Genomic DNA, 16238 nt, shown 5'->3' with positions numbered 1-16238 from the left:
TGCCTCCGGCTACCGGACACACGGGCGGCCCGGGGCCCGCGCGAGTGCGGGCACGCCACGCCGGCACGGGAGCGCCAGGTCACACGGGCAGAGCGGCCGCGGCCTCCCGCAGCCCGGCGAGCGCCTGCTGGAGCAGCGGGTGCCGCTCGGTGCCCGCACGCACCGCGGTGAACACCTTGCGCGTCGGCCGGTGACCTCGTACGGGACGGACGACGACGCCCTCGGCCACCGCGCCGTGCAGCGCGGACCTCGGCACGAGGGCCACTCCCGCGCCCACTCCCACGAGTGCGCACACCGCCCGGAAGTCGTCCGAGAGTGAGCCGACGCGCGGCTGGAACTGTGCGTCGTGACAGGCGAGGACGACCACGTCGTGCACCGGGTTGCCCGGCCACGGCGTGATCCACAGATCCCCGGCCAGCGCGGCGAGATCCACCTCGGCCGACCCGGCGCGCGGATGGTCCGGGGGCAGCACCACGTCGAACGGCTCGGCGTAGAGCGGCTCGCGCAAGATCCGGTCATCGCCGCGCCCGACCGTCTCGCGGTCCTCCACCGCCACCGCCACATCGGCCTCGCCCGCGATCAGCAGCCGTCCGCACTCCCGACCCTCGGCGTCCTTGACCCGGACCCGCAGGCCCGGTGCGATCCCGCGCAGCGTCACGAGCGCGGGCGCGACGACCTCGGTGATCGCCGTCGCGAAGGCGGCGACGGTCACCTCCCCGGTCACGCCCGCCGCGCAGGCGGCGACATCGGCCTCGGCGCGCTCCAGCTGGGCGGCGATGGTGGTGGCGTGCGCGGCGAGGACGGTCCCGGTGGCGGTGAGGCGCACGGCGCGGCCCCGCCGCTCCAGCAGCGCGTGCCCGACCTCGGCTTCCAGCGCGGCGAGCTGCTGGGAGACGGCGGAAGGCGAGAGATAGAGCGCCTGGGCGGCGGCTGTCACGGTGCCGTGGTCCGCGAGCGCCCGCAGGACACGCAGCCTTCTGGGGTCGATCACTGGGGCAGTATGGCACGGCTGTGAAGCAGAGCTTCATAAGTGACCTGGGAAAATGCTGATGGACTTCACAGCGGGAACACAGCACAGTGAGCGCCCATGAAGGCATTGGTCAAAGCCACCGCCGCACCCGGCATCGAGCTCACCGACGTTCCCGCCCCCCGGGCCGGGGACGGCGAGGTGCTCATCCGGGTCCTGCGCACCGGGATATGCGGCACCGATCTGCACATCGACAGCTGGGACGACTGGGCCGCCCGCTCCGTGCGCGCCCCCCTGGTGATCGGCCACGAGTTCGTGGGCGAGGTCGTGGAGACCGGTCCCGGCGTCAAGGACATCGCGCCGGGTGACACCGTCAGCGGCGAGGGCCATCTGGTGTGCGGGAAGTGCCGCAACTGCATGGCGGGGCGGCGTCACCTGTGCATTCGCACCATCGGCCTGGGCGTGCACACCGACGGCGCCTTCGCCGAGTACGTGGTGCTGCCCCAGTCCAATGTCTGGGTTCACCGGCACCCCGTCGACCTGGACGTCGCCGCGATCTTCGACCCGTTCGGCAACGCCGTGCACACCGCGCTGGCCTTCCCCGTCCTCGGCGAGGACGTGCTGGTCACCGGCGCGGGCCCGATCGGCATGATGGCCGCGGCCGTCGCCGCGCACGCGGGCGCGCGCAGTGTCGTGGTCACCGATGTCAGTGAGTACCGGCTGGACCTCGCGCGCAAGATGGGCGCCACCATCAGCCTCGACGTCAGCGCGCACGGCATCGCCGAGGTGATGCCGGAGCTGAGCATGAGCGAGGGCTTCGATGTCGGCCTGGAGATGTCGGGGCGTGCCGACGCGCTCCGCGACATGATCGCCACGATGGGCCCGGGCGGCCGCATCGCGGTGCTCGGCCTGCCCGCCGAGGAGGTGCCGGTCGACATGGCGACGGTGGTGACCCGCATGCTGACGCTGCGCGGCATCTACGGCCGGGAGATGTACGACACGTGGTACGCGATGTCGGTGCTGCTCCAGAGCGGTCTGAACATCTCGCCGGTGATCACCCACCGGTTCGGCTACGAGCAGCACGAGCAGGCGTTCGCCACCGCGAGGTCCGGGCAGTGCGGCAAGGTCATCATCGACTGGACCCGCCCGGTCCTCCCCTGAGCGCCCGGCCTGCCGGGCCCCTGACGAACCCCACCGACCAGTCAAGAGGAGTTCCCGTGTTCGACAGCGTGCGCCAGGACCTGCGCGCCCAGCTGGATGAGATCCGCGAGGCCGGGCTGTACAAGTCCGAGCGCGTCATCTCAAGCCCGCAATCCGCGAGCGTCCGCGTCGGCGACGAGTCCGTCGTCAACTTCTGCTCCAACAACTACCTCGACCTCGCCGACCACCCCGAGGTGATCGCGGCGGCCAAGCAGGCGCTCGACGACTGGGGCTTCGGTATGGCCTCGGTGCGGTTCATCTGCGGCACCCAGGAACCGCACAAGGAGTTGGAGCGGCGCGTCTCCGGCTTCCTCGGCACGGAGGACACGATCCTCTACAGCTCGTGCTTCGACGCCAACGGCGGGGTTTTCGAGACCATACTGTCCGACGCCGACGCGGTGATCTCCGACGAGCTGAACCACGCGAGCATCATCGACGGCATCCGGCTGTCCAAGGCGTCCCGCTTCCGGTACCGCAACCGGGACATGGCCGACCTGGAGCGCTGCCTCAAGGAGGCGTCCGGCGCCCGCCGCAAGCTCGTCGTGACGGACGGCGTGTTCTCCATGGACGGGTACGTCGCGCCGCTGGACGAGATCTGCGACCTGGCCGAGCGCTACGACGCCATGGTCATGGTGGACGACTCGCACGCGGTCGGCTTCGTCGGCGCGAACGGGCAGGGAACGCCCGAGCTGTACGGGGTGACCGACCGGATCGACATCATCACCGGCACCCTCGGCAAGGCCCTCGGCGGCGCCAGCGGCGGCTACGTCGCCGCCCGTGCCGAGATCGTCGAGCTGCTGCGCCAGCGCTCCCGGCCCTACCTGTTCTCCAACTCCCTCGCCCCCTCCATCGTCGGCGCCTCGCTGAAGGTGCTCGACCTGCTGGCCGCCTCCGGTGAGCGCCGCGAGCGGCTGCGGGAGAACACCCGGCTGTTCCGCTCCGAGATGACGGCCGCGGGCTTCGACGTGCTGCCCGGCGAGCACGCGATCAGCCCGGTCATGGTCGGCGACGCCGCCCTCGCGGGCCGGATGGCCGCCGCGCTGCTGGAGCGGGGCATCTACGTGATCGCCTTCTCGTACCCGGTGGTGCCGAACGGGAAGGCCCGCATCCGGGTCCAGCTCTCCGCCGCGCACTCGACGGACGACGTGCTGCGCGCGGTACGCGCGTTCCGCGAGGTCCGGGACGAACTGGCGGCCTGACCCGCCGCCCGCGCCAGGCTCGGGAGCACCGGTGGACGGCGGCCGTCAGCGAACCGCTGACGGCCCCGTCCACCGCGTACAGCCGCTGGAAACCTCAGCCGGCTTCGAGGACGACGACGCGGCAGGTCAGTCGTTCCTTCGTGTGGTACGTCTGGTCGGCCCGGTCCTCCCGTACGCGGACGCTGCCCCCGTCCGTCAGCTCCGCCACGTGCGCGGGGAACCCCATGGACTCCCAGACGGAGGAGAGCACGGTCACGACGACGAACCCGCCGGGCCTGGCCGCGGTGATCAGCGCGTCCAGCCCCTCGGGGCCGACGTGCCCGGCGGTGAACGTACCGGCGCAGACGACCGCGCCGTAGCTGTCCCGGTCCAGCGGCAGTGGCCTGGTGATGTCCCCGATGGCGAGCCGCCGGTAGATGCCCTTGGCCCGGGCGACGTCGAGCATGCCCTGCGACAGGTCGACGCCGTCGATGGTGGTGAAGCCGCGCGCCGCCAGCGCGGCCCCGACCAGGCCCGTTCCGCACGCGGCGTCGAGGACCGGGGTGTGCGGCGGCACGAGCCCGGCGACCGCCGCCGCGGCCAGCTCCGGACCGGCGTAGCCCAGGCTCGCGGTGTCCTTGTCGTAGTCGTCCGCCCAGTCGTCGTAGATGCTGGTGCGTTCCCCGACGTCCCCGCTGAGGGAGTACATGCGGCGCAGGATGGGGTGCTCTACATGGACCTTGCCGGTTTTGTCCGCCTCATCACTCACGCATGGTTCCTATCGCAGCCCGGCAGGCGCGTAAAGGGCGCCTGGGCCGTACGGGCCAACCAGCGCGGCGGCCCGGTCGCCGGTCGCCGCCCGCCTCCGGGCGGCGGGTCAGCGCGCCCTCCTGTTGTGCCGGATCACCGCGTCGATCAGGCCGGGGGTGCCGTCGGGGAAGTCCATGGCCACCACGCCGAGCCCGGTCCACCCAGCGGTCTCCGCGCCCTTCAGGAAGTGCAGGACCCGCGGGTTGAGCCGGTCCGCGTTCCAGGCGGGAGGCCGCCCGGCGGCCGTGCTCACGTAGTTGGCGTACAGCTTGCCCGGATGCCGGGCGGCCTTGCGCAAGTGCGCCGTGACCTTCGGATACTTGGCGGACGGCGCGGCCGTGGAGTCGTCCTGGATGTCGACGAGTGCCGGGTCCCGGTAGCGCACGCCGGGCAGGCCCCCGTTGTCGGCGAGCAGCACGACCTTGCCGCGGGCCTCGCCCAGCGAGGGCAGCGTGCTTCCCAGCCGGAACAACGACCGCCAGCTCGTGGCATACAAATCGAAAATACGACGGAACTCCACGTCGTTGACCTTCGAGTGCTCCTGCTTCACCCGCATCAGGACGGTCTCGGAGGGGCAGTCGCGCAGGAACTTCTCGCAGGCGAGCAGCACATCGCCGAACATCAGCCGCTGGTGGACCGCTTGGTGGTGGATGATGAAGGCGGAGTGGTACGCCCGGCACCGGATGTCCAGGAAGCGGATGCCGCCGGTCAACTGCTCGGGGATGGTACGGCGCTGGCAGGCCACCCACTTCCCGCCCACGCGCGCGCCCGAGTGATGGGTCCCCGGCAGGCTGAGGCGCGCCACGGGGACGTCGTCGGCGATGCCGGAGAGCCAGTCGCGCGGGGAAGGGGGAGTCAGGCGCGCGCCGGCCCGGGGCGCGGCCACGGCGGGTGGTGCGCTGGCGTGGGCGAGGAGTCCGCTCGCGGACAGGGCCGCCGCTCCGGACAGGAAGCCGCGCCGGTCTAAGCTCATCTCGCGTCCTCTCGTGGCCAACTGGCCGTCGGGTGGTGCCAGGGAGACGGGCGGCACGTTAACAGCTCCAGGCCAACCCTTCGGTAGCCACTCGGCAGGGCTCGCCCGCTTGCCCCGCATATGTGACCGGCTCGCGCCGCACGGCGCGTGAGCCCGGACCCGGCGGAATCCAGCCGCCGCGCGATCGCCACTATGCGAGGGTCCGGGCGCGGAGTCCGACGGGAGACCGACCGCGGGGCCCGCACCGGGCGGGCGGGACGCCCACCTCCCGGGCCGACGGGAGGACAGTCCGGTCGGTGCCCATGGCCCCGAGCCCACCACGCACGCGGCTCGATCCGCCCCGGCGCCCGAGGGTCGCCCGTAGGAACACGGTTCCGGTGCCGTCACATACAGGTCACTGATTAGCCATCAGTTGTGGACGCGCGTAGCCCAGTTGGACGTACCCGCGACTATTCTTCGCAGCAGCGTACGGGACCGGGCGGACGGGGGGCTCCGTGACCAGAATGTACGGCCGAGACGACTTGCTCAAGGGGCGCGTCGCCCACCTGGTGGGGCTGGAGTACGAGCGCGACCGGCGGATCGACACCGAGCCCGCCGGGCAGCCGCCGGTTCTCCAGTGCGTGGGAGGCAGGGGCGCCGGTAAGACGGCGCTGCTGCGGGCGCTGTCCGACGCGTACAGCCAGCGGGTCCCGCAGGCGTACGCGGATCTCGCCGCGCCCGGGTTCGGTGACGCCGCGCTGGCTCCGCTCGCTGAGGACGCCACCGCGAACGCTTCCCACGTGACCGACCTGCTCTACTTCCTCTCGTACCAACTCGGCTTGCGAGTACGGGACTTCGGTAGGCCGTTGACGTTTCCCCGGCTGGTGCAGGGTCTGCTCGCGATCACCAGCTGGCAGTCGCAGGACGACGATGCCGCCGCGGCGGCCGGGGTGCGGCCCTCGGAGCTGGCTGCCGCTCAGGCGCGGCTCGCCGAGCTGCTGCGGGGCAGCCAGCCCGACCGGCAGCAGCGGCTGGACCGGGTGCGGCTGTGGACCGACGCCGTGACCCAGCGCATCGGGCCGCTGGCCGGTCTCCCGCCCGCCCTGGACACGATGGTCCAGGCGACCGTCGATGTGGTGGCCACCGAGCTCTTCTCGCCACGTGCCCACGGTGGCGCGCTGAAGTGGTGGGCGCACCGCGATGTCGGTCCGCAGGGAGACGGCCCGCAGCAACTGGTCGCGCTGGCTCGCGGATTCCGCAACGCGGGTGACAGCAGGACACGGGCCGAACGGCACCTCGTGGCGGCACTGCTCGACGACGTAGCCGACTACTACGGGTGGTGGCGCAGCGCCAACGGCGTCCCACGTCCCCTCGTCCTCCTCGACAACGCGCACACGACGCTCGGTGAGGAGTTCCTCGGGCTGCTGCGGCATGCTTACCGTGCGGCGGCGCTGGCGAACCGCTCCGTCCGTGTCGTGTCCGTCACCGCGGCGCTCGGAGCGGAGGCGGAGGTCCGCCGGTCACGCTCCGGCGCCGGGGGGACCGCCCAGGCCGGGGCGGGTTCGGAGGAGCCGGAGGACTGGCTGTGCGCTCTCGGTCTGCCGCCGCTGGAGATCGACGACATCGAGGACATGTTCGGCGCGGACACCCCGCCCGCCGGTCTGGTCCGGCTGATCTCCCGGCTCAGCGCCGGGCGGGCGGGCGTCGCCCACGCGCTGGTGCGGGCCGCCGTGCGACGGCTGCGCGGTGACGGCGAGCTGCGCCCTGAGCAGTTGCTCGACCTGCCCGCCACCGGGCTGCCCGAGCCGACCGTGACGACGCTCCTGCTGGAGCGGCTGCTGCCTGACCCTGTCGCCAGGCGCCGTCTGATCTACTACGCGCCCGCCCTGGACGACGGCGCGGCCCACCTGCTCAGCCGCGGCTTCCCGCCGCAGGACCCGGGGGGCGTGCCCGTACAGGAGGCCAAGGAGCATCTGCGGCGCAACGCGTGGCCCCGCCAGCCGTGGCCGGGCGTGAGCGGGCCCGTGGTCGGCGACCGCTCCCTGCGCGACCTGCTGCTGCACGCGCTGGGCACCGCGTCCCGCGACCCCGCCGACGGGGACACCTGGACCAGTCTCCACCTGCGGCTGCGCTCCCACTACGACCCGCGGGGCCTGGGTCCCGGGTCGGCCGCGCACGACGTCCGCTACCTGCACCACTCGCTCGCCCTCGGCGACACCGGAGTCGTCGTGCACACCCTGCACCGCCTCTTCGGCGAAGGCGACGCCAGGGGCTGGCTGGCGGCGCTGAACCTCGTCTGCGCCGCGCCGCGGCCCCCGCAGGGCCTGCCCGCTCCGCCGACGCCGACGATGCCGTGCCCCGGCTGTGTGTCCGGCGGCCAGCGGGTGCACCAGGCCATCGGCCTGCTGGTCGAGAACCTGTGGCGGCAGTCCGCCCCGCTGGCCGTACCGGACGAATCCCTGATCAACAGGGTGGGGCTGCAACTCAGCATTCTGGCCCAGCACAGCGGACCGGCCGCGCAGGAAGTCCTCTTCCACGCCCAGCAGGAATGGCCGAAGCGGCTACGGCGCTGGGAGCGGGCGCCCGGTCTCCCGATCCCGGAAGGGTCCGGCTCATGAATCTTCAGCGGCCCCACTGGCTCCGCCTGCCCCGGGGCAAGCTCGCCAGACGCCTGCTGGTGGCCTTCCTCGCGCTGGCCACCGCCGCGGCGGGCTTCCTCGTCTACGACGCGGCGTTCACCTCCGACCCGTCATGCGGCGAGGGCGTCGAAGAACGCGGCCCGGACAAGGAGTGCACCGGCGTGACCGACGGGGACGTGGTGTTCGCGCCGGCCCTGCGGAAGGTCACCGGCCGGATCAGTGCGGAGAACGACAGGGTCAGCCGCGGCCCGCACGCCACGATCGCCCTCATGGTGCCGATGGCCTCGGCCAACGCGGCCGAGCAGCGGCAGATCGTCGAGGAGGTGCAAGGCGCCTACCTCGCGCAGTACCGCGCCAATCACCAGTCCAACTCCCGGGCTCCGGCGATACGCCTCGTCCTCGCCAACCCGGGGCGCGACAACGCGCACTGGCGGCCGGTCGCCGATCAGCTCGCCACCATGGCCGCGTCGTCGAAGGACAACCTACGGGCCGTGACCGGCTTCAACATCAGCCTGCGCAGCACCGAGCGGGCCATCGCCTATCTCACCAACACCAAGGGCATCCCGGTCGTCGGCGGCCCGATCACCGCCGACGACATCGCGAACACCGCCGAGCGCCCCAGGGCCTTCAAGGGCCTGGCCCGGGTCGCGCCCACCAACAGCGACGAGGCCGCGGCGCTGGCCTCCTTCGACGCGTCGGCGAAGCCTTCACAGGCCACCGTCGTGGAGGACATCAGAGAGGGCGACAACTACATCAGCACCCTCAGGCGGACCTTCGAGCGGCTGGCCGAGGGCGCACCGCTCGCCCCCGAGACGTACGAGTCGCCACGGGAGAACGTCAACGCCGAGGGCAACCTCTCCAACGACTTCCATCAGATGGTCACCAACATCTGCGTCTCCTCCGCGAAGAACATCTACTTCGCGGGCCGCCCCGTCCAGCTCAGGCAGTTCATCAACGAGCTGGGTTCCCGCTCGTGTGCCGACAAGCACTACACGGTGATCAGCGGCTCCCACGCCTCCACGCTCGCGGTGGACAGCAAGTTCGACTGGGAGGCGCTGCGCCGGGGCAGCGGCATCACCGTACGTTACGCCTCGCTGGCCCACCCGGACGCCTGGACCAGCGCCGACGCCCCGAAGACCGGTGGGTCGAAGGCCGCCTACCAGGTCCTCAGCGACCTGGTGGAGAAATTCGGCACAGGACCTGACGCGGCGGTCGGCCGGATGTCGCTGACCGACTCGCGGACCATCATCACCTACGACTCCGTCTCGACCGCCATCGCCGCCGTCCGCAACAACACCGTCGGCGGTGTGAAGATGCCCTCGCTCACCCAGGTCGCCGACAGCTGGCTGCGGCTGCACGGCCAGGGCAAGGTGGAGGGCGCCAGCGGCTGGATCTGCCTCGACCGGTACGGCAACGCGTACAACAAGGCGGTGGCCGTCGTCGAGCTGGACCCGGACACCAGGGCCGCCGTCTTCGACGGCCTGGCGTGGCCGGAGAAGAAGCCTCCGGCGGCCCACTGCACGGCGCCCAACAAAGCCCGGTGAATCCGATGAGCCCGGCCCGGGGGACGCGCGCCACCGGTGGCGCAGCCCCGGCCGGGTGCGCCACGTGAGTGAGGGAGCGTCACTATGCGGGTGACAGGGCGCGGCTTCCGGGTTTGAGGAGGGGCGGGACGGGGACGCGACCACGGGGCCGAGGGCACACCAGTGAAGGGCCGTGACGCCGTGGCGACGCACAGCACTCAGCAGTTATCGACCGCTTCGGCGGTGACCTTGCACATCAACGGGACCGCGTGCCAGCTGACGCTCGACCACCGGACCACGGTGCTCGACGCGCTGCGTGAGCACCTCGGTCTGACCGGGTCGAAGAAGGGCTGCGACCACGGGCAGTGCGGCGCGTGCACCGTGCTCCTCGACGGGCGTCGGGTCAACAGCTGCCTGATCCTGGCCGTCACCGCCGACGGCCGGGAGGTCACCACCGTGGAGGGGCTGTCCGACGGCGAGCAGCCGCACCCCGTGCAGCGTGCGTTCCTCGACCACGACGGCTACCAGTGCGGCTACTGCACGCCCGGCCAGATCTGCTCCGCCATCGGTGTCCTCGCCGAGGCCGCCGAAGGCCACCCCTCCTATGCCACCCCCGTCCCCGCCACCGGCTCCGGGGCCCCGCCACCTGGCTCACCGGTGCCGCTCACCGGGGAGGAGATCCGCGAGCGCATGAGCGGCAACCTGTGCCGCTGCGGCGCGTACGCGAACATCGTCACCGCCATCGCGGAGGTCGCCCCGTGAAGACCTTCGGATATCTGCGGCCGGACACCGTGGACTCCGCCGTCGCCGCGCTGGCCGGCGAGCCAGATGCCAGGTTCCTCGGTGGCGGCACCAACCTCGTCGACCTGATGAAGCTGGGCGTCGAACGCCCCACCCTGCTCGTGGACATCAGCCGGCTGCCGCTACTGGGCATCGAACCGACCCGGCAGGGCGGGCTCCGGGTGGGCGCCAACGTGCGCAACAGCGACCTGGCGGCGCACCCCGTGGTCCGCACCCGCTATCCGATGCTATCCCAGGCGCTGCTCGCCGGTGCCTCCGGCCAGCTGCGCAACGCGGCCACCACCGGGGGGAACCTGCTCCAGCGCACCCGCTGCCTGTACTTCCAGGACACCAGCAAGCCGTGCAACAAGCGCGAGCCCGGCAGCGGTTGCCCCGCGCGGGAAGGCGTACACCGCGACCTCGCCGTCCTTGGGCACTCCGAGGACTGCGTGGCCACCCACCCCTCCGACTTCGCCGTCGCGCTCGCCGCCCTGGAGGCGACCGTCCACCTGCGGGGCCCCGACGGCGAACGGGCCGTGCCCGCCACCGCCTTCCACCGGCTGCCCGGCGACCTGCCGGAGCACGACACGGTCATCTCCCACGGCGAGCTGATCACGGCGGTGGAGCTTCCCGCGCCGCTGCCCGGCCGGTCCGCGTACCGCAAGGCACGCGACCGCGCCTCGTACGCCTTCGCGCTGGCTTCCGTCGCCGCCGCCATCGACGTACGCGACGGGACCGTGGAGGACGTGCGGCTCGCGTTCGGGGGTCTCGCCCACAAGCCGTGGCGGGCCCGGGTCGCCGAGGACGCGCTGCGGGGCGGCCCCGCGACCGAGGAGTCCTTCCACAACGCCGCCGACGCCGAACTCGCGGCGGCCCGGCCGCTGCGCGACAACGGCTACAAGGTGCCCCTCGCCCGCAACCTCGCCGTCCGCGTGCTGTCCACGCTCGCCATGACGGCGCACACCGACAGCCGGACCGACGGATCAGGACCCGGCCCCCGCCCGCCGTACGGCAGTTGAGGAGAGCTCCGTGAGCACCACCGAGACCGCGCTCGGCGCGCCCACCGGCCGCCTCGAAGGGCCGCAGAAGGTCACAGGAGCCGCCCGGTACGCGGCCGAGCACACCCCGCAGGGCACGGTGTACGCCTGGCCCGTACCAGCGACCGTCGCCCGCGGCACCGTGACGTCGATCCGCACCGAAGCGGCGCTGGCCGAGCCCGGCGCGCTCGCCGTGCTCACCCATGAGAACGCGCCGCGTCTGGGCGAGTCCGACGACGCCACCCTCCAGGTCCTGCAGAACGACCGCGTCCCGCACCGCGGCTGGTACGTGGCGCTCGCCATCGCCGAGTCGCTGGAGGCGGCGCGCGCGATGGCCGCCGCCGTACACATCAGCTACGCGGTGGAGGACCACGACGTCATCCTCACCGAGGACCATCCGGGGCTGTACGCGCCGGAGGAGGCCAACGGCGGGCAGGTGGGCAGCCGGGAGCGGGGCGACTTCGACACCGCGTACGCCAGGGCCGCCGTGCGCGTCGACGCGACGTACACCATGGCCGCGCAGCACAACCACCCCATGGAGCCGCACGCCTGCACCGCCCAGTGGGACGGCGGCCGGCTGACGGTCCACGACTCCAGCCAGGGCGCCACGACGGTCAGGGACATCCTCGCCCAGCTGTTCGCGCTGCGCCCGGAGCAGGTCACCGTCGTCTCCGAGCACGTCGGCGGCGGCTTCGGTTCCAAGGGCACGCCACGGCCGCAGCCGGTGCTGGCGGCGATGGCCGCCCGGCACACCGGCCGCCCCGTGAAGCTCAGCCTGCACCGCGCGCAGCTCGCCGCTGTCGTCGGCCACCGCGCGCCGACGATCCAGCGGCTGCGGCTCGGCGCCGACCCCGATGGCGCGATCACCGCGCTGGCGCACGAGATCGTCACCCACACCTCGACCGTCAGGGAGTTCGTGGAGCAGGCCGCCTCGCCCTCCCGCACGATGTACACCTCGCCGAACAGCCGCACCACCCACCAGGTGGTGGCGCTCGACGTACCCAGCCCGTCGTGGATGCGCGCGCCCGGTGAGGCGTCGGGGATGTACGCGCTGGAGTCCGCCATGGACGAACTGGCGGTCGCCCTCGGCATGGACCCGGTCGAGCTGCGCGTACGCAACGATCCCGCGGAGGAACCGGACAGCGGCAAGCCGTTCAGCAGCCGCCACCTCGTGGCGTGCCTGCGCGAGGGAGCCGAACGCTTCGGCTGGGCGGAACGCGACCCGCGGCCCCGGTCGCGGCGGGAGGGGCCGCTGCTCATCGGCACCGGAGTGTGCTCCTCGACGTATCCCGTGATGGTCTCGCCGTCCACGGCGGAGGCCGCCACCGAACCGGGCGGCGGCTACCGGGTCCAGGTCAACGCCACCGACATCGGCACGGGCGCCCGTACGGTGCTCGCGCAGATCGCCGCCGACGCGCTGCGCGTCCCCGTGGACCAGGTGCGCATCGACATCGGGCGCAGCGATCTGCCCTCGGCTCCGCTGGCGGGCGGCTCGTCGGGCACCGCCTCGTGGGGCTGGGCCGTGCACAAGGCGTGCGACCGGCTGTCCGAACTGATCAAGGAGGCCGGGGGCGAGGCACCGACCACCCGGCTGCGCGCCTTCGCCGACACCACCGAGGAGGCCGGGGCGGAGTCGCCGTACGCGCGGCACGCGTTCGGCGCGCAGTTCGCCGAGGTCGCCGTGGACACGGACACCGGGGAGACCCGGGTGCGGCGGCTGCTCGGCGTGTTCGCCGCCGGGCGCGTCCTCAACTCGCTGACGGGGCGCAGCCAGTTCATCGGCGGGATGACGATGGGCATCGGCATGGCGCTGCTGGAGGGCAGCACCATGGACCCGCGCTTCGGCGACTTCGCCGAGCGCGACCTCGCCTCGTACCACGTGCCCGCGTGCGCGGACGTGCCCGCCATCGAGGCGCACTGGATCGACGAGGACGACCGGCACCTCAACCCCATGGGCAGCAAGGGCATCGGGGAGATCGGCATCGTCGGGACGGCGGCGGCGATCGGCAACGCCGTGTACCACGCGACGGGCGTACGCCTGCGCGACCTGCCGCTGCATCCGGACAAGCTCGTGCCGCTGCTCGGCTGAGCACGTCGCGTCGGGGCAGCCGTCACACGGGGGTGAAACCGTGCGTTACGCCCCGGGGTCCGCGCGGCGCGGCTACGGTGCCTCCGCGTGATGTCTCGATGGAGAGGATGTTCTCTGATGCATGATCTGACGGCGGTCGCACCCGCGTTCGTGAAGATGGCGCACGGCATCGTGTGGGCCTCGGTCGCCACGGTCGACTCGGCGGGCCGGCCCCGGAGCAGGGTGCTGCACCCGTTCTGGGAGTGGGCGGACGGCGAACTCACCGGCTGGGTGGGCACCGAGGCGACGGCGGTCAAGCGGGCGCACCTGAGGAAGAGCCCGCACGCGTCGGTGAACTACTGGTCCCCTCGGCACGACACCTGCGTGGCGGAGTGCCACGCCGAGTGGGCCGAGGACGTCCCGACCCGTACGCGGGTGTGGAACCTCTTCAAGTCGGCGCCGGAGCCGCTGGGTTACGACCCGGGTGCCATCGGCATGCCGGGCTGGGAGCAGCCCGCCTCCCCCGCCTTCATGGCGCTCAAGCTCACCCCGTGGCGGCTGCGCGTGATGCCGGGGTCGCTGCTGGCCGGTGAGGGCGGCGAGATCCTGACCTGGCAGCGGAAGGACTAGCTGGGGCGCCCGGTCCCGCACCGGGCGGGCGCCCAGCGCTCGGACGTGCCCCATCAGGGGCGCGGGGAACTGCGCCACCAGCCACGACGCACCCGCACTCCACAACGTACAAACAGGGGCTCCCCGAGCATGCCGGGTCACAGGCGATGAGGCGTGCCGTGGTGGCTCCGTCGTGCGGCCGGGACTTCACGGCGGGGCCCGCGCGCCCACGGCGGGGCCCACGCACCTGCGGCGTGTCGTCGCGGACTCCCCCGGTCCACTTCCCCCGCGAGGAGCAAAATGGGCATGTCGGACACGGGGTGAAAGTCGCCCCGCTGACGTCCCACGCCACCACACAGAAGGAAGAGCTGGCTATGGCACCGATCGCGCACGCTCCGCACCCGGACCACACGCATCAGCACGGGGCAGGCTGCGGCCATGTCGCGGTCCCGCACGACGACCACGTGGACTACGTCCACGACAACCACCTGCACCGGGTACACGGCGACCACGCCGACGAGTGCGAGCCGGGCGATCACACGGCCCACCAGGACCACTCCCACCAGCACAAGACGGGCTGCGGCCATGTCGCCGTGCCACACGGTGACCATGTGGACTACGTCCACGACGGCCACCGGCACGCGGCACACGACGACCACTGGGACGATCACTGAGGGGCCGCCAATCCGACCCCTGACATCGCGCGCTCACGGGCGGGCGGCTCAGGCACACACCATGCCCGCGCCGCCCGCCCGCGCGTTCCCCTGGACAACCAGGCGGAGTGGCCTGGTCCGCTGGTCGCCTTCCAGGCCGGCGACGAGCCTTCGCGGCTGGAGCGGCCGTTCGGCCAGGCAGGGCACGGCCCGCTCGCCCGGCTGCCGCGCGAGCCCGACGGCGCGTTGGAGGAGACCGCGCGGGCATTCCTCGTAGCCCGTGAGGCCGAGACGGGGTGAGGGCGGGCGGGTGCGGGCGGGGGCGCTGAAGAGCGCGGACCGGCTGGTCACCTGGGGGTGGTGCGCAAGGCGGCGGTCGGGTTCGATGTGGTGGCCACCGGCTGGGTGCCGTACCCGGCGGCCACGCCGTGGCATCGGATCGCCCGTCCCCGTACCGAAGGACAGCGCATGAGACAGATACGTACCCGGCTGGGCGTGCTGGGCACCGCCCTGCTCGCCGCGGCTCCGCTGGCCGTCGCCGCCCCGGCGGCGGCCGCCGCCCCGGCAGCCACCGGCACGCACACCGTGGCGAGCACCAGGGCCGCCGGTGAGCCCACCGTCGAGGAGCGGCGGCTGGAGCTGCCGGTGCCGCGCGAGATCCTGCGCCGCGGCGGCTTCGACACCGTGGCACCCGACTTCGCCCGCGCCCTGAACCGGGCGCACTCCGCCGCGGCGGCCGAGCGGCTGGTGGCCCGGCAGGGGCAGCGGCTGTGGGACCGGGCGGTGGACCGGGCGCAGGGGCGCGGCCCCGCCCGCGGCGATCTGAACCGCGCCGACGACCGCCCGCTGTACTGGGCGCGACTCGGCATGACGCGCGCGCTGACCGGGTGGAGCCCGTCGTTCCCGCTGCCGGACACCCGGCGCGCCGCTCTCGTCGACACGCTGGAGCGTGCCTCGCGCGGCCAGGACTCGATGCGGCTGCCCGCGGGCAAGGCCGTCAAGCGGATCGTCGTCACCGGCTTCGACCCGTTCCAACTGGACGCCGACCCGCGGCGCAGCAACCCGTCGGGGGCGGCCGCGCTCGCGCTGGACGGCACGACGATCAGCACCGCGTCCGGCCCCGCGCGGGTGGAGACGGCCGTCTTCCCGGTCCGCTGGGACGACTTCGCGGACGGTACGGTCGAACGGACCCTGCTCCCCCACTTCCGCACCGGCCCGCGCCAGGCGGACATGTTCACCACGATCAGCCAGGGCCGCCCGGGGCAGTTCGACGTGGAGCGCACCAACGGCGCCTGGCGCGGCGGCTACGCGGACAACGCGAACCTCTCCCGTACGGGCATGGTGCCGGTGCCTCCCGGCGTCCCGACGCCGAAGCCGCAGCCCCAGTGGACGACGACCACACTGCCGTACGAGCGGATCGTGGCGGCGGACACCGGCCCCTTCCCCGTCCGCGACAACACGGCCGTCACCGAGATCCCGGCCGGCGGCACCGAGCCCGTCGAGCGGCCAGGCGGCCCGACGCCGGGCTCCACGGCGCGCGAGGGCGGGGGCGGTGACTACCTGTCCAACGAGATCGCCTACCGTGCGACGCTGCTGCGCGACGGGGTGGGCTCCAAGATGCCGGGCGGCCATCTGCACACCCCGGTGCTGAAGTTCGGCGCGGGCAACACCGACCCGGCGACGGGCCGGATCACCGACCCGTCCTTCGAGAAGGACCGGCTCGCCATCACGGCGCAGATACGCGCCGTACTCACGGTGTCGGCGGGCACGCTCGGCTGACGGAGCCCGGACGTGAACCCGGACGCGAGCCGGAAGGTGTGAG

General features: G+C 72.8%; 14 protein-coding genes. 10 read left to right on the top strand and 4 right to left on the bottom strand.

Annotated elements, in window-relative coordinates:
- Nucleotides 1-79: 79 nt before the first annotated feature.
- Entirely contained in the window at nucleotides 80-991 is a 912-nt protein-coding gene (locus AC5P1B_RS01950; RefSeq protein ID WP_493884362.1) for a LysR family transcriptional regulator, read from the bottom strand.
- A gap of 96 nt (nucleotides 992-1087) precedes the next feature.
- Between AC5P1B_RS01950 and tdh the strand changes: the two genes are divergently transcribed.
- Nucleotides 1088-2128, top strand: a complete 1041-nt coding sequence (gene tdh / locus AC5P1B_RS01945) for an L-threonine 3-dehydrogenase (protein ID WP_493884361.1) — start codon at nucleotides 1088-1090, stop codon at nucleotides 2126-2128.
- Between the two features lie 56 nt (nucleotides 2129-2184).
- Nucleotides 2185-3366: a glycine C-acetyltransferase gene (locus tag AC5P1B_RS01940; protein ID WP_493884360.1), complete on the top strand. Its 1182-nt coding sequence runs from the start codon at nucleotides 2185-2187 to the stop codon at nucleotides 3364-3366.
- A 94-nt stretch (nucleotides 3367-3460) separates the two neighbouring features.
- Here AC5P1B_RS01940 and AC5P1B_RS01935 read toward each other — a convergent pair whose 3' ends face one another.
- Nucleotides 3461-4114, bottom strand: coding sequence for a class I SAM-dependent DNA methyltransferase (locus AC5P1B_RS01935; protein WP_493884359.1), 654 nt, complete (start codon nucleotides 4112-4114; stop codon nucleotides 3461-3463).
- 108 nt (nucleotides 4115-4222) lie between these two features.
- The gene (locus tag AC5P1B_RS01930; RefSeq protein WP_493884358.1) at nucleotides 4223-5128 is read right to left on the bottom strand and encodes a phosphatidylinositol-specific phospholipase C; all 906 of its coding nucleotides are present in this window, start codon (nucleotides 5126-5128) and stop codon (nucleotides 4223-4225) included.
- Between the two features lie 494 nt (nucleotides 5129-5622).
- Between AC5P1B_RS01930 and AC5P1B_RS01925 the strand changes: the two genes are divergently transcribed.
- The 7 genes from AC5P1B_RS01925 (at nucleotide 5623) to AC5P1B_RS01895 (ending at nucleotide 14437) form a co-directional block, all read left to right on the top strand.
- Nucleotides 5623-7725: a hypothetical protein gene (locus AC5P1B_RS01925; RefSeq protein ID WP_493884357.1), complete on the top strand. Its 2103-nt coding sequence runs from the start codon at nucleotides 5623-5625 to the stop codon at nucleotides 7723-7725.
- A complete protein-coding gene (locus tag AC5P1B_RS01920) occupies nucleotides 7722-9290 on the top strand; it encodes a type 1 periplasmic-binding domain-containing protein (protein ID WP_493884356.1) in 1569 nt (522 codons plus the stop codon). The genes AC5P1B_RS01925 and AC5P1B_RS01920 overlap by 4 nt, the downstream gene beginning before the upstream one ends.
- Before the next feature lie 162 nt (nucleotides 9291-9452).
- The gene (locus tag AC5P1B_RS01915) at nucleotides 9453-10031 is read left to right on the top strand and encodes a (2Fe-2S)-binding protein (protein ID WP_493884355.1); all 579 of its coding nucleotides are present in this window, start codon (nucleotides 9453-9455) and stop codon (nucleotides 10029-10031) included.
- Nucleotides 10028-11068, top strand: coding sequence for an FAD binding domain-containing protein (locus AC5P1B_RS01910; protein ID WP_493884354.1), 1041 nt, complete (start codon nucleotides 10028-10030; stop codon nucleotides 11066-11068). Before AC5P1B_RS01915 ends, AC5P1B_RS01910 begins: the two co-directional genes overlap by 4 nt.
- Before the next feature lie 10 nt (nucleotides 11069-11078).
- Entirely contained in the window at nucleotides 11079-13175 is a 2097-nt protein-coding gene (locus AC5P1B_RS01905) for a xanthine dehydrogenase family protein molybdopterin-binding subunit (protein ID WP_493884353.1), read from the top strand.
- A 117-nt stretch (nucleotides 13176-13292) separates the two neighbouring features.
- Nucleotides 13293-13784 carry a pyridoxamine 5'-phosphate oxidase family protein gene (locus AC5P1B_RS01900; protein WP_493884352.1) on the top strand — a complete coding sequence of 164 codons (492 nt, stop codon included), beginning with the start codon at nucleotides 13293-13295 and terminating at the stop codon, nucleotides 13782-13784.
- 353 nt (nucleotides 13785-14137) lie between these two features.
- Nucleotides 14138-14437, top strand: a complete 300-nt coding sequence (locus tag AC5P1B_RS01895) for a hypothetical protein (protein ID WP_493884351.1) — start codon at nucleotides 14138-14140, stop codon at nucleotides 14435-14437.
- 48 nt (nucleotides 14438-14485) lie between these two features.
- Here the strand turns inward: AC5P1B_RS01895 and AC5P1B_RS01890 are convergent, their stop codons facing one another.
- Entirely contained in the window at nucleotides 14486-14767 is a 282-nt protein-coding gene (locus AC5P1B_RS01890) for a hypothetical protein (RefSeq protein WP_493884350.1), read from the bottom strand.
- Nucleotides 14768-14884: 117 nt separating this feature from the next.
- Here AC5P1B_RS01890 and AC5P1B_RS01885 point away from each other — a divergent pair, with 117 nt between their 5' ends.
- A complete protein-coding gene (locus AC5P1B_RS01885; RefSeq protein WP_493884349.1) occupies nucleotides 14885-16195 on the top strand; it encodes a PA0049 family protein in 1311 nt (436 codons plus the stop codon).
- Nucleotides 16196-16238 lie beyond the last annotated feature (43 nt).

It is taken from the genome of Streptomyces sp. A01 (genome assembly GCF_059026195.1).
Note: the sequence above shows the minus strand (reverse complement) of the source record. Positions and strands in the feature narration are given on the sequence as shown.